General features: G+C 32.7%; 13 protein-coding genes. 6 read left to right on the top strand and 7 right to left on the bottom strand.

Annotated features, from left to right (window positions below; genetic code table 11):
• Positions 1–43 precede the first annotated feature (43 nt).
• The 6 genes from ACS604_RS01575 to ACS604_RS01550 all read right to left on the bottom strand — a co-directional run bounded on the left by ACS604_RS01575 (position 44) and on the right by ACS604_RS01550 (position 6,913).
• Entirely contained in the window at positions 44–1,018 is a 975-nt protein-coding gene (locus tag ACS604_RS01575) for a DUF4882 family protein (protein ID WP_474769637.1), read from the bottom strand.
• A gap of 112 nt (positions 1,019–1,130) precedes the next feature.
• On the bottom strand, positions 1,131–2,162 hold the full coding sequence (locus tag ACS604_RS01570) for a fimbrial protein (protein WP_474769635.1): 1,032 nt from the start codon (positions 2,160–2,162) through the stop codon (positions 1,131–1,133).
• A complete protein-coding gene (locus ACS604_RS01565; protein ID WP_474769633.1) occupies positions 2,159–4,714 on the bottom strand; it encodes a fimbria/pilus outer membrane usher protein in 2,556 nt (851 codons plus the stop codon). The genes ACS604_RS01570 and ACS604_RS01565 overlap by 4 nt, the downstream gene beginning before the upstream one ends.
• A 58-nt stretch (positions 4,715–4,772) precedes the next feature.
• Positions 4,773–5,507 (bottom strand): fimbrial biogenesis chaperone, encoded by a 735-nt coding sequence (locus ACS604_RS01560; protein WP_004792379.1) that lies wholly within the window; start codon positions 5,505–5,507, stop codon positions 4,773–4,775.
• 87 nt (positions 5,508–5,594) lie between these two features.
• Positions 5,595–6,128: a fimbrial protein gene (locus ACS604_RS01555; protein ID WP_000731817.1), complete on the bottom strand. Its 534-nt coding sequence runs from the start codon at positions 6,126–6,128 to the stop codon at positions 5,595–5,597.
• Positions 6,129–6,622: 494 nt separating this feature from the next.
• Entirely contained in the window at positions 6,623–6,913 is a 291-nt protein-coding gene (locus tag ACS604_RS01550; protein ID WP_049836651.1) for a hypothetical protein, read from the bottom strand.
• Positions 6,914–7,993: 1,080 nt separating this feature from the next.
• Here ACS604_RS01550 and ACS604_RS01545 point away from each other — a divergent pair.
• The 6 genes from ACS604_RS01545 (at position 7,994) to ACS604_RS01520 (ending at position 14,687) form a co-directional block, all read left to right on the top strand.
• Complete coding sequence (locus ACS604_RS01545; RefSeq protein WP_474769628.1) at positions 7,994–9,340, top strand: site-specific integrase; 1,347 nt, start codon at positions 7,994–7,996, stop codon at positions 9,338–9,340.
• Positions 9,337–10,923 carry a site-specific integrase gene (locus ACS604_RS01540; protein ID WP_474769626.1) on the top strand — a complete coding sequence of 529 codons (1,587 nt, stop codon included), beginning with the start codon at positions 9,337–9,339 and terminating at the stop codon, positions 10,921–10,923. Before ACS604_RS01545 ends, ACS604_RS01540 begins: the two co-directional genes overlap by 4 nt.
• Positions 10,923–13,283 carry a hypothetical protein gene (locus ACS604_RS01535; RefSeq protein ID WP_474769624.1) on the top strand — a complete coding sequence of 787 codons (2,361 nt, stop codon included), beginning with the start codon at positions 10,923–10,925 and terminating at the stop codon, positions 13,281–13,283. Before ACS604_RS01540 ends, ACS604_RS01535 begins: the two co-directional genes overlap by 1 nt.
• A 1-nt stretch (position 13,284) precedes the next feature.
• The gene (locus ACS604_RS01530) at positions 13,285–13,722 is read left to right on the top strand and encodes a hypothetical protein (RefSeq protein ID WP_130120680.1); all 438 of its coding nucleotides are present in this window, start codon (positions 13,285–13,287) and stop codon (positions 13,720–13,722) included.
• Positions 13,723–13,745: 23 nt separating this feature from the next.
• Positions 13,746–14,222 (top strand): GNAT family protein, encoded by a 477-nt coding sequence (locus tag ACS604_RS01525; protein WP_474769622.1) that lies wholly within the window; start codon positions 13,746–13,748, stop codon positions 14,220–14,222.
• Positions 14,223–14,492: 270 nt separating this feature from the next.
• Entirely contained in the window at positions 14,493–14,687 is a 195-nt protein-coding gene (locus tag ACS604_RS01520; RefSeq protein ID WP_474770340.1) for a type II toxin-antitoxin system Phd/YefM family antitoxin, read from the top strand.
• A 146-nt stretch (positions 14,688–14,833) separates the two neighbouring features.
• Here ACS604_RS01520 and ACS604_RS01515 read toward each other — a convergent pair whose 3' ends face one another.
• Positions 14,834–15,013 carry a hypothetical protein gene (locus ACS604_RS01515; RefSeq protein ID WP_464848845.1) on the bottom strand — a complete coding sequence of 60 codons (180 nt, stop codon included), beginning with the start codon at positions 15,011–15,013 and terminating at the stop codon, positions 14,834–14,836.
• Between the last annotated feature and the right edge of the window lie 199 nt (positions 15,014–15,212).

The raw sequence follows: 15,212 nt of genomic DNA, 5'->3' as shown, positions 1-15,212 counted from the left end.
GGGCTGTGATTCAGCCCTTTTTTACAACTTGTGATTTTATATGTTAAATGGCATTACCGCACATGTCTGTTGTACCCTGAGGGTAGTTAAAGTGTAGCGCATTACGGTCAGTAATGAGTTCGTTCGACAACTCTTGTCCAAATAATTGTTCAGCATATATTGATATATCACTTGAAACAAAAAAGCGTATATTCTCAAGTGGGGCAGGCAAAGTAGATTTATATCCTTGATCAACACCATTTATAATAAAGCCAACTTGCTTAGTGTTTTGATTAATATAAATACCTAATCTTTGATATCCATTTGCATTATTTGTCATGTTTTGACCTTTAGAATATCGACTGTCAGGGCCAGTCTCATCACTAAGTCGGTAAGCTACAGAATAGCTTAATCTAGCAGGATTCTCACCAAAATCTGGATCATAAGTACCCATATCAAACCTAAAATTAGATCTGACTGTATAGCCATTATTTGTTATACCATTAAAACCAATGCCAGAGGAGTAATAAGCAGAATTACCAAGTGATGAGCTCCCAAGAGCTGAGGTTGGGATCTTAAGCTCTATTTCAAATGCAATAATACCTGTGTGAGGTATTATTAAATCACTAATGTCATTAGTAGAATTAAGACTAGCTTTACTTCTAGCTACATACTCTACAGTACCATACTCATTTTCTGGCATAGGCTCTACTTTAAGACTAAATTTTTGGCCAATTATTAATGGGAATATTTTAATTGGCCAATAGTCAGTATGTTCATTGTTCCAAAGATCGTAATCTTCTTGAGTCGCATCAAAATTATATTGGCAGACTGGAGCAGAGGAATTAAGGTAGGTAGTTTGAGCCAAAAGCATTTGAGGTGCTAATTTTTCATTCTTTGTAGTTGATGAACTGCTTTTAGATGCTATTTTTTGACTAGTTTCTTTACCCAGTGCTGTATTTGCATTGTCAGAAGATACTTCATACATTGCCCAACATAATGTCACTGCACTAACAGCAATTATGCCTATTTTTTTCATAAATATTCCTATTAAGTTAAGTATAAAATTCTTAGAAAGTAGTGATAAAACAAAATTTATTATTAATATTTAAGCATTTGAAATTATTAGGTTTATAAACTATTGAATATGATTAATCATATTCAATAGTTACAGTAGCCATTGCACGTACTTTACCAGCCGTCACATTTGCGGCTGTTTGATAGTAGCGAGCAGTCATCGGTATGTTATATTGAAGTGTCTGGTTAGAGGACAATGTACCTAAAGCGAGCTTATCGCCTTTTTTGATGACCTGATTTTTATTTTGATAGTTCCACAATAACTGTACACCCACACCATTGGCTTTTTCAGATGCAGCAGCTGTATTTGTTAAAACCTGATTGTTTGTGCCGTCTTGTGTAAAGTCGTAAGTTAAACTAATGAGGTTTTTCTCTTCGTAACCCGTTGGGTTGATACCACCATTACATAAGATGTTCATATCGAAGGTTTGTTCGCCTTGAGTTGAGCCAACACCTTTGAAACCAGCCTTTGTAACTGTAGGCAACTGTACAACTTTATTAATATTACCTTGAATTTCACATGAAGAAGAAGCGATGGTAATTGCATCACCGTTAACTGTACTGGTTAAAAAAGGGCGGTTTATATAACCACTTACATAATATCGACTATATAAACCAGGCACTAATGCACCCGAACCAGTCTGTGTAGCAGTTTTCACAATTTCGACAACAAAATATCCCGAAGCAAGATTATAAGTTGTTCCTGGTGTTAAACTACGGGTATACGGGTAATAACCAGAAAAGTTAGTTGCATTTTCTGCTTCACGGTATAACCGAATACCAATTCCAGGAATATTCGTTGAATAGATATTATTCCCTAGTGGACTTAATGCATAGCCTTGGGTAAGTGCAGCAGTAATAGTATCGCTATAAGAGGTACATGTTGCTATTGAACCATTGTCGGTAATTGGAAAAGTTGCTTTTCTCAAAACCATTCCAACAGGATCACTTGGTCGGATCACAACGCGACCTACGGCCATGGAAATGTCAACCGTGCTAAATGAGCCTCCTTTTTTGTTACTGGCTAAAGTACAGTAAGCATTAGCTTCACCATATACACCAAGACCAGCCGTAAATAAGAAACCTGTTATTAATATTTTTTTCATTTGCAGACAGCCTCAGTCATTACCATGCTTTGTTGCTTATTTTGCAACTGATTACTAATATTGTACTCAACTGAACAACGTTCATGGCTTTCGTCACCCCATTTCACATAGAGACGATCTTGAGCAAGTGGAGTACGTAAGTAAATCATACTACCTTGTGCAACAATACCGACAGCTTCATCTTTTTGGTTAAAGACTTGAGCTGCAAACGGTAAGCTGTTGCCATCTACAGTTTTACTATTAATGTAAACTGCATAACCAGTTTTAGTCGCAAAATCTACTTTAGCAATTGCGCCAGCAAAAGGTGCAATACGTTGACTTGTTTCTTCAAGTTCTACTTCGCTCGACATTTCTTGTGGGTCGAGGGTAATGTCATTAAGACGGTACGGAGTAACATAAGGAACTACCGCATAACCAGCTTTATTGACGCTTAAACCAACAGCATTATTAACTTTTGCTCCGGCAGCTTCTGGTGCATGTACAAGTACCATCGTTTGGCCTTGTTCAGGTCCAAATAAAATACCTTCTGAATGTGCAACTACACTACCAGTTAAGCTAACCATAGCTTGTTGATAAGAGTCAGCCACACTATAAGAACCACCAACAGTTGTATAGTTAGTACGATAACGACCATTTACGTTAAATGATGGATTCGCATAGTCCTGATGTGACATTGAAGCGCCATAACTAAAGCGATCTCCAACCATTCCACTTGCACCAACAGTACGACTGTCTTCAGAAGCAGTAACGTTGACGTTAACTGAATTCTTTTTGAAATCAATCGGGAACGATAATGTCATTAAATATTCAGTATCGTGTGTTTGATTTGTTGAGCCATATTCAACTTTACGGTTAATTGCAGATAAACCATAAGTTAAGCCATGGAAATTATTACTATAACCAAGCTGATATTGTTTAGTACTTTCGCTACGGTTCCAATAGTCAACCCACGAACCCACTACATAGAAGTTACCCCAACCTTCAGGTAACCCTTGGTTTAAGGTAATTTGGAATTCACTACGTTGACGACCAGCAGAGTAGGTATTAATACCTTTTTCTTCAAAATCACGAATAAGTAGAGCATCACGTAATTTGTAGAAGTTTTCTGTTGAATAACGATAAGCTGCTAATGTTAAGTTTGTGTTGGTCGGAGTAATTAGCTTGCTATAACTTAAACGGAAACTTTGCCCCGATTGTGAAGACTGTTTTTCAAACTCAGCTTCAGAATGTGTAACATCAAGTGCAATCGCACCAATTGGCGTAGCAAAAGCAGCACCCAACAATACAGCGGCATAATTTTCTGTAGCCTGTATGCCCGTATAACCTGTTAGGTAGTTGTTAATACCTTGCTGGTATTTACCTTGAACTACCCAAGGATCGAGATCAATATCCTGATCGCGGAACTGACCTACAGTTAATGAATAACGATTCATACCAGGGCGTAGCATCTGTACAACAGATGCGTAAGGCACAGCAAACTTTTGTATTTCACCATTTGCTTCAATAACAGTAACTTCAATCTCGCCACCAAAACCAGTAGGGTAAAGGTCATTAATTTCAAAGTTACCTGGTGCTACCGTTGTTTGATAAATAAGTTGACCTTGTTGACGAACTTCAATTTTTGCATTGGTTTTAGCATTACCACGAATACGCGGAGCATAACCAAGCATACTATTTGGTAGCATTCGATCATCACTTGAGAAATCGATACCACGATAACCATATGAGTCAAATACTTCGCCGTTTGTAAAACTATCCCCAAGTGTTAAAACACCACGGTATTTAGGGAATGCTCGCTGTAAGTAAGTACTTGTTTCTTCGTAACTTGATTTAGATTGATTTTCGGCAGGGGTATCTTGCCATTGCCATTGACCATTATGACGTAATTGCCAACCACCTAAATTTAATCCAGCAGTCACGCCCATAAAAGCATTTGACGTTTCGCTTTGATCATTAGACTGAGTAAATGTTTTGTAGGCACTGCCGTTATAAGATAAAAAAGCTGCATTAATCCCACGATCCCATAAACTTGGGTCGACATAGCCTTGCGCATTTTTTTGCAAAGCAACTTGTGGAATCGAGATATCTACACGTAAGCGAGAGTTATCAAACTCATAAAATGCATTTTCAACCCACTCTTCAATTTTATAACAACTATTTTCTTTTTGAAGAGAAGCGTGCTGCGCTAAAATCTCTTGTTTTACACCATATTCAGCAAGAGTATTTCCTGTAAAACAGGTTACAGCATTTTTATTTGATTCTAATGCTTTAAAGAACATACGACGTTTGCCAAACCATTGGCCATTTACATAAACGTCAACATTATATTCGCCTGGTAAAACAGGGTTACCGTATTTAAAACGAGAAATATCAACTTTTTGAGCATCGCCAATTAAAAAAGCAGAATCAAATTCAGCTTCTACAGGAGCACTCGCGACTGTTTCTTCAGCGTGCACGAATACAGGCATTGTCATTGTGACAACACCAGAAGCCAAGTAGTAACAAATATGGCGTTTTAATAATTTATAAGATTCTTGCCTTTTTTTTGGCATAACTAAGTCCGCCTACTCACATAATAGGTGCTTAAATTTATTAAAAAGATAAATCTGATTACTGAAGTTTTATTTGGTGTTCGACTCGACCACCATAGTCATTGACATTCATAAAACTCATATCTTGAAGATTGCCATTCTTAAGCTGAACAGACTCTTCAGAAAAAGGTTTAATCATTAAACCTTGAGGTAATAAATCAACTTTTTTATCACCTGCCTTTTGGTAAACAGAAGTCATCGTGATATGAAAAGGAGTTGGGTTTTTTACCGTTAAGTTTTGACCAGATTTAACCCATTGAAGCTTATCAGCTGCTAAATTCGCATCGTCTTTAATCGAAGCTGGTCGATAAAAGAATTTAATACGTGAGCGAATTGCTAATTGCAGGAAATTATCAGGCGTCGTATTTTCAGTTTTTGAAGTTGGTCTTGGAGGAATATCCAAAACGTTTAACCACAAAACTGTTTCTTGCTTCTGATTTAGCTGAGAAGCTGTTGGCAGAGCAGTAATACGAAGAGTCTGACTTTTTGTAGCCTCAACACGAGAAATAGGAGGAGCAATCATAAAAGGTACTTTTGATTGGTCCGGAGTGCTTTTTGAGTCGCCTTCATCAAGCCATGCTTGGACAAGTGCTGGTTTTGAACCGTTATTACTAACTTGTAGTGTAACTTCACGAGCATCCGAAGGATAAATCACACGAGTGCCATGAATTACAATTTCTGCTTGAGTAGCAGGTGCAACAACTGCTGAAGCAAATGCCAAACCTAACAAAAAATTATAACTGTTCAATTTCATTTTTCGAGTTCTCAACCAACAAAGATTCGGGAAAGCATCACAAAAAGAGGGCTTCTATGCGAACACAGAAACCCTCTCATCCATCAATTATTGATAGATAATTGTGTATTGAACAGAAGTGTTTACTTTACCAGCAGTAGAAGCGCCAGTTGCATAGTATTCAGCATAGTAGTTAAGGTCTGCGCTACCAGCTGCAGCTACGTCAACCCATTGAGAGTTAGCTTGAGCACCGTTTGCACCAGCAGCAAGAACTGGGATGAAGTTGTTGTTGCTACCTAAAAGTTGAACGTTAACGTTTTTAGCACCAGTAGCGTCTTTGTTAAGTAAACGACCAGTATTAAAGTCAACGTTAGCACCTGGTTCGAAGTAAGTAGCTACTTTACCTTCAGAACAGTTAGCTAATTTAATTTGGAAAGGAGTACGACCAGCAACATCCCCAGCAACAGCTAAAGTTTGCTTAGAAACAGTTGGAAGAGTAACTGTGAAGTCTTTACCAGCTGGAGTAACGATGTCACAAGTTTTGTCTGTAACTAAACCATTAATTGTAATTGTACCATCAGCAGCTTGAGCATTCGCAATCCCTACAACCGAAAGAGCAGCGATCAAAGCAAGTTTTTTCATAGTGTTTTCTCAAAAGTCTGGATAAAAGTTTATTTCCTTACTTTTCCAGTGTTTGACATCTTGAAAAGTAATGCGGCGATATTAACACTTCTTAAACAAAATGCAAACTAGATCACATTATTTTTTCATAATTTTAATTAAATCACATTTTATAATTTGAAATGCAGAGCTGGTTACTACAGCTTATATAGCTGTTTATAAAAGTTTTTTTGTTTTATGAAAAAGAGAGACTGCCGAAAAAAGCAAGTTACATAAGAACACTATGTAAATAAAAAAGAGTTGAACAAATCATGTGAAAAAGAAGCTTAAATTCTTACAATACAATTATATAGAATAATTTATGCATATGTATATAGAAAAAATATACAAATAGCCATTTTTTATAAAAAAGAGCGACTCATCATTTAATTCATCAAAATGTGCGATGAATTCGACAAATCACTCTTAATTCATACTTATTATAGGAATAGCCTCAAAAGCTACGCCTTAGTAAGTTAGTGATAATTGATAACCACCACTTTGCGATTAGAGCCTATACTTTCAATGCTAGTGTCCATTTTCTCAGTATGTTGAGCTAAGTTAGAAAGGCTATTTTTATTTAAATATTCACTATCAAGTTTAATATTTAAATTGTTTACCTCAACACATTCTATCTCGCTATGTTGTGTTGAGCATGTATCTTCAACAATATTTCCTCTTATCATTATTGTGTTATTTGCATAACAAAATAATGGGGAAGTGGAAAGCACCATCAGAATAAGAAGTTTAAAAATATTATTTTTCATTTTATATACCTATTTATAAAATAGTTTATATATATTTGATACAATATTTTTAATTCAAAAACAATCATTAAGTTTAAATCAAGAAAAATTATTAATTTTCATGTGATATAAATCACATTAATCATTTTAAATAATGTAATAGTTAGAATTCTTAAACTATATTAAGCCATGTAATTATTTAAAAATAAAATAATTAATTTAACTTATTGATATTTATAAAATTTTAAAAATTAAAGATTAATAAAAAAACAGAGTAATATAAAAACATCACATGATATATGATTAAATATTTAATAAATATGTAATTTATTATTTTACCTCTAATATTTATATTGCAAAATTACTACAGAGTAATAAGATACCAATTTTATTTAAAATGTGACTAATTTAACTTTATTAGAAATTAATTAAAAACTAATTGCACTTTATTTATTAAAAATTATTACGCATCACAAATACATTGAAACCCATCACACTTTTTCAATATATTGAGGCGTAAAATATAGTTTTCTAACTATAATTTAAATATGTACGATTTTTTAAGAATGAACAATATCAATTAGAAATATGAACTAGAGAAAAGCATAGCAGTATTCAGACTGCAACATCTTTAAAAATTATTTAAAAGAAGCACATGTATTTGAGATAAAACCATAATGAATATTCATTTAGCTTTTTAGAGTTAAAGAAGTATGGTCGTGGACTTAAGCAAATGGTGCCATATGCGTGGGCAGCTAAAATTGATGAAAAGCATCATCAATTAATTAAGTTTTATAAATATTATCTGAGTAAAGAAATCCCTTGAGGTTATCATTAAGCACGGCAATATATTTATCGTAATGGTGTGATGGTAAGGCGTTACACTTAGAAGAAAGTGCTAGGGCTAAAAATTCAATAGCATCAGAGACTTAATAGTAAATTATATAATTGTTCGCATAATGTATATTATGTTAAATCCGATACACCTAACAATAACTTCATATTTTCCATTCTGTGACGTCTATTCAATAACTTAAGTGATTTATATTTTACTTAAAAAATATGATATGTTGACCTTAAGAATACTTCATAAACTTTACTATGTTTGCTCTAAAAACAATTCATTTAGAAAAAAAAGTCTCAAACGAAAATCAAATTATTCTGTTGTTTGATATGGATTCATCTTGTCCATGTTTATACCCTTTGCTGTACACCATGAAATTTCTCAGATTTCAAAGTATCTCTACGCAGCATACAGATTTGATAGCATTAAAATTTTGGTACGAATTTTGGTATGAGAAGTTTGCCACATCCTTTTGTGAATCTTTCTATTCGACGTCCTACAACTTTGAAATCATTCAAAGTGAAATTGATAACTTCATTATCTATTTAGAAAACAACAAAAAAATTGAAAGTAATCTCATAAGATTAAGAAATGCAGCACATAATAACTACACTACTATTGGCCATAGAATTAGATCCTTTTTAAAGTTTTACAGCTTTTTAATTGATGAATATCTAACTATCCAATCTCAGCCACAACTTTCATTGAAGGAAATCCAAAAAATTAAAGAAAACTTAAATAAATATATGAATATAAAGAAAAAAATTATAAATAACTTTTCAAAGTCAAATAAAACAATTAAAAGTGAAATCAATTATTCGTTCAAAAGTATGAATGATGAGATGATTAAAGGATTGTATTTAATTATCTCACCGAGCAATTCTAATAAATACAATATTTTAAATCCATTTAAGTCAAAAAACGTACAACTCAGAAACTTTCTAATCATACATCTCATGCTTAATTATGGTCTTAGAATTGGTGAGCTTATGCTACTAACAACCAATTCTATCAAAAAATCAATTCAGAATCAGAACTTTAGTTTAATTATTACAAACACAGATGATGAGTTTGATGATCGTTCGAAAAAGCCTAAAATCAAAAATGAGTATTCTTATCGAGTAATTAAGCTCCAAGAAAGAGACTATAAAATTCTTCAAATCTATATAAATGAAATCCGAAAAGAAATTCCTTCACAGATCTTATTTACTTCTTTAAAGCCACCCTACTCTGCTTTAAGTTATGCCAGTATTAAAAAAATATTTGATAAGGTAGACTCATCACTAAAAGCCCTGTTACCAAATTGTTTTGATACTTCGAGCTATGATTCAATAGAACGGCTAACGCCACATGTATGTAGACATTCTTGGGCCTATATGATGTTAAGTTTCTCTTTTGAGAAGTATAAAAAAGAAAATGTTAGTCACTCTGATATTAAACAAAGTGTAAATGATGCTCTGCTAAAAGCGCAGGATGATCTAAGAGCCTTAGGCGGGTGGTCAACTACAAGTACAATGCCCATATATTATGGTAAACGCTTTATTGTAGAACGTGCTAATTTTATGAATTTAGCTCGAATAATAGATTCCAGTATTAAATTATGATTGATAAAAATATGCCTCAACTTAGTCTAGATTTTGAAAAAAATGATAATAGTCCTAATAAATTTATGATTTTCCATGATGCTGACCTTAGGCTCATAGAGTCTTTGCATACGCCATCAATCATTAAATTTCAAAGAGCTGATAAATTTGATAGTAAATTTGTTCAGAGTTCTTCTGATCTCTGGAGCTTTAATTATTCAGGAAGAAATATTAAATTAGACTTTTCTCATTTCAGTAAATTTGAGAAAAAATTAGCTAAATTTTTTCTTGCTAATTACATTCAGGTTAATACCCCCTCATCACTTGACGCTAAATTTCAGGCCTTTAGTTATGCCATCGAAACATTAAAAACCAATAAGCAAAAACTTGATTATTCTAATCTAAAATCGATATTAGCTAATTTGGCAAAAGAAGATAGATCATCTTACTATTACCACTTAAAATTTTTGATTAAATTATTATTTTTAGAAGATTTTTCACATTTTGATATTGATCAAGAATACGAATTAGAATTCCTTGAACGTCCTACAGCTTTCAATTCAAGATTGTATTATCAACAATATGAAGATCTTATTGATTACCCAACTATTACCATGATTCAACAAGGTTTTAGCCAATTGAATCATCAGTTAAAGCAAGATTCTTTACAAATCACTAATGAAACTTTAATAAACTCTTCACTATTAGGACTCATCTATGTATCAGGACTTAGACCTGTTCAATTAGCTAAATTATCGGTACAGGATATAAAAGTAGACACTACACGTACGATAGATCAATTCCATCGCTATAGTGTACTAATTCCCTATGCAAAACAAGCAAGATATGTACATGAGAAAATAGCTGTAAAGCTACCAGAAGAAATTGCTGAAATTATTCTTTCATATATAAAAAGGTTTAACTTATATCCAGATGAAAAATTATTTGATATGGGCGAAAATGCAGCTCGTTTCTGCTCGAAGGCTATTAACACTCAATTATTTGCTTTTTCGCCAAAATCATATCGTGATGCTGTTTTAGCTGGAGAAATGATTAGACAAAAATACTCATTTTCTGACTTTAGACATCATGTTGGTTATAGTCTAGCTATGGCTGGCTCTTCAGCTGAAGAAATAGCATATATCTTAGGTCATTCATCAGTTGTGACCGCAAGGCATTATATTTTCTCTACACCTCAATTAGCACAAATTAGAGCTCAAGCCTTGGGTAGAAATTCTCTATATAAGCAGATGATTGCGATGTTACTTACAGGGCGTTTAGTTTATAAGCAGGAATGGAAACACAAGAAAGTAATGGGTAATATTGGCCATAAGATTCATTATGATATCGGTGGCTGTTCTTATAATGATAAATGCTTATTTCAACCTGTCCGCAACTGCTATGGATGTATATATTTTCATCCTTTTATTGATGCTAACCACACTAATGTTTTAGAAAGTATTCAATGTGAAATTAATGATCTGATTAGATTATCTGATGGTATAGGCGTTTCAAGAAATCCATTAATTAGAGTCCATGAATCAACAAAATTTGAAATTGAATCAGTAATTGTTCGTTGTAAAATACAGAAGGATGGCATTTGATGAATCTTGAAAAGTATAAGGCTTTTATAAACGAACAGAAAAAATTTTTTGATGAAAATATTCAAAAAAACTTTAAATGGTCATGGGATGACCCTGAATGGGCAGGAGGAGAAATTGGTTCTGGATGGTTGCTTTCACGAAGTGGAAAAACAAGATTTTCCTTTCCGACAGGGAAAAGATTGAAAGGAATAGATGACTTTTCAATAGATATAAAATATCAAGAATTTATGAAAGCAGTGATGGTTCTTAGTTATAGAAAAGCTAACTCACAAACATCACCACAGAAATTATATGCAGAGGTTCTTATTCTAAAACGCTGGTATAATATATTATATGAAAATAATATAGAAAACCCTCATCCCTGCTATTTATCAACGCTCACGTTAGAAAAATCATTTAAAATATTAGCTGAAAATTCAAGTAAAACGAATCTTCCCGACCATGCGGGTACATATCTTAGATTACAGCAAATGCTAAATCATTATTGTTTTACTGAAAAACCATTAGAATTCTCTAAAAAATTTTTATACTTAAACCCACAAAATAGAACCCCCAATGCTAGAAAAACAAAGGCCCTAATAGAACAATTAGAACTTGATGAAGATGAATTAAATAAAGAAAAGTTGATTTCTATTCGGACATTTTTAAATATTATCTCGCTAATAAGTTTATGTGAAACAAATGGTGAGAAAATTGTTCTGAATCTTTTATTGTTGCTTATTGTCACAGGATTACGCTCAACAGAAGCACTACTTCTAAAAAATGATGCTTTAATCAAACAACCTATACTTGATCCAGTAACCAAAGAACATATAATTCTAGATGGTATTAAACAATATACTCTCGGTATTCAATATCACGGTGCAAAAGGCTCGGGTTACAGAATTCATTGGGTTGAGCCTTTGGCTGTAAATTTGGTAGAAAAAATATTTCAATCTGTTTTAGAACTAACAAAAGAATACAGAGAGCATATTAGATATATAAAATCAAAGAAATGTATTAATTTTTTACCAAAGGCAATAGATGAGATTGAAGCCGATTATATTGAATTAGATGATTTAATAGGAACACTTTTTAGGTTAAGAGCTAAAAGTGAATATAGTGGGCATACTGAGAAAAGTGGTATAGCAGCACAGCGTTTTGTAGTTCTAACCTCATTAAATAAAGTACCTATTTTTAAAAGAGTTAAGGAAGAACGAATAAAAACATTTTATTTAAAAAAAGATATTAATAATTTCATTGTCTCACTAACATCTAATTATTCTTCAGATTATCCACTAACTCATATGTTTAACTATGAAGGTAAAACAGAGTGCTTAAAATATGAGGATTTATTATTTATTCACGAATATAAATCGACTACACTAAAAAGAAATTTATCTCATATTACAAATATTATTCCATTAAATGTCAATATTCTAAATAATTTTTTAGGTTCAAGAAAGGGTAAGAACAAGAATATTTCTGTATTTGTTAAATATAGTTTAATGGAAAATGATGTGGAACATACAGCATTATCAAGCCACCTACCACGGCATAATATCAATACTTTCCTTGCATTGAGCGGATTATCTGAACATTTACAAGCAATGCTCATGGGGCGTGTAGACATCAAGCAAAATCAGTATTATCAACATTTGGCGTTAAAACAACGTAAAGTCACAGCGAGTTTGCTGGAAAAACATGAATTGGCACTTTATGAGAATGATAAAGAAGAACTCAAGCTAGACTATCCAATTGATTCTATTAAACATGATGGATTAATGTACTTTTCAGAAAAATTGAATCTAGAAAATAATTTAAAGATGAACTTACAAACCTTTGACTCGAAAAATGAAGTAGCGAGTTATGTAAAGGAATCTTTCTTTGATGAATATTTTCAAGATATCGCAGAATCATTTAATGAATTAGTTAAAGAAGATCAATCATTAGCCAACGCATTAGTTCAACGCCATGCTTGTTTGCATCCTTTACCTTTTGGTGGTTGTATGCGTGAAGTCGCTGTACACGATTGCACTAAGCGTCTTGCATGTCAATCAGGTGAACAATGTGGAAACTTTGCTTTAACTGGACGGAAAGGTGAATTAGAAGCTCTAGAATACACTCTGAATAAATTACACGATGAGTTTGCACATATAGAACAAACTGTTGTCCAAGATTTATCCTATAAAGAAATGCATGAAGATTTACGTCAAAAAATACTCTATTTATCTGACTTAAAAACTAAAGCATTTAATAGGCAAAATAGTTTAACTCCTATTCCCATTTTTCCTTATGGAGATGCAATCTCTAAATTACCAAGCACATTAAGTGAACTTTTCGCTATTGAACAACAAAAAATTGAGTCTAAGGAAGCCTGATATGTTACGTGGTAAACAACTGGATGAAGTCATCGAACAAGAATTACAAATTATGTTGGTTGAAGGTTTTGAGAAATCTCCCATTTCGCACAAGGCTCTTCATAGTCGTCTAACAGCTAAGGGGTATATATCAGGTGGGCTAAGTACTTTGAGTTCTGCTGAACGGAGGAAGCTTATATCTTTGTATGTATCTGAGCAGATTTCACCACTAAATCTAAAGAATAAGGAACAACAACTTTATGTGAATAAAAAGACAAGGCAGGCTCTTACTGATACCAATAAAAATTTACGTACACAGCTTGACGATTTGGAATCACAACTTCATCAGAATACTGAAACACTTATTGATATCATTGAAGAAGTAAAACTAAGAACGAACTTAAAAGTGGATCATCTATTAGCTCCTCACCTTCTCAAAAAATATCTATCATTTAAATAGATTTACTACACAAGGAAACTTTAATGCTAAATTGTGCTGAGACTCTTGTTATAAAAAAGGATGAATTGCTTGCATTTGAAGATTTATTGAAAGAATTTATGGTTAATGTATTACGATTAGCACCTAACTCTATAAGAGTAAATGGTATTGCATCTGAAAGTAAATGCTTAAATATTAAAGTTACCGTACACAACCCTAATAATGATTTTTATTTTAGGTTAGGATATTTCGATGAAACTAGTCAAAACAAAGAAATTATAGTTGCAAGATTAGGATTTAAAACTCCTAAAAAAGGTTTTGGTACGAAACTAATCAAAGAGTTGTGCATCTTTGGCAAGAAGTTTGGGTATTCTTTTCTAAGCATTGAATGTCCTAATAAAGGCTGTCAAAAATTCATGTTGAAATTAGGTTTTAAAAGTAAGCAATACAAAATTGAGGTGCAAGAGCTATTACGCTTAATAGAGAGTAGACATAAGACTCCTATACTTCTCGAACACTAGTCTATGTGTAATGGTTTAAAAAACTAGTCAGCAAAACAAAGATGTATGTTTCACCCTAAAAGGGATATTTCATTTGGGCTGACTACATATTTCAGTAATGTACTAGTCATTCTTACTAAATCTATATACTAAATAGCATCTAAAGACTTTGATAAAAACTCTTTTCTGTAATAAATTAAGTACAAATATTCTTAATTAATTTAGGTGTATAAATGAAGGTTGTTAGCTATTCTGATTTGAAAGAATCTAGAACATGTACTAGATAGTGTTATTGATGACCATTCCCCAGTACTTGTCACTAGGCAAAATAAGCAAACAGCTGTACTGATTAGCCTAGATGATTTCAATGCTTATGAAGAAACTTCACATTTACTTAAAAGTCCTATGAATGCAAAAAGATTGCTTGACTCAATTGCTCAGATCGAAACTGGTAAAACAATTAAAAATGAGCTGATTGAAGAATGATTTTAAATTGGACTGCCCAAGCTTTGTATGATTATCTATATTGGCAAGCTAGAGATAAACAAACACTGAAAACATTTAATATTCTGATTAATGGCTTTAAAACGCTCACCATTTGATGATATTGCTAAGGCTGCCACCTTGAAACATCAGTTACTAGGATTATGATTTATAGAATCTATTCCCACCACACAAAAAACTCCATTTTTATCAGCTTTAAAGTGCTTAATTGGTCTTTGCTCCAATTTTGCAATCTCTAAAAGGTCCTCTACCATTTTCTTACCCAGTTCTTCTCTTTTTTCATTTTCTAAGTCAATATTTTTTAACATATTTCAAATCTCTCACATATAATTTTAGTATAAATTATTAAAATTTTATTTGTTTTTTTGATGTTTATCAATATGAACTAGACTTCAGGCAAACATACGATATCAAAGACTATAGCCTAAACAACAATTTTTGTAGCTACAGCTCAGCAACGTAAATTGTAATCGTAGATTTACGTTGCTGAGCTAAGTTATAAAAAAA

The organism is Acinetobacter sp. Li1LvA2 (genome assembly GCF_056156705.1).
The sequence above is the reverse complement of the archived record's forward strand: the minus strand, read 5'-3'. Positions and strand labels throughout refer to the sequence as shown.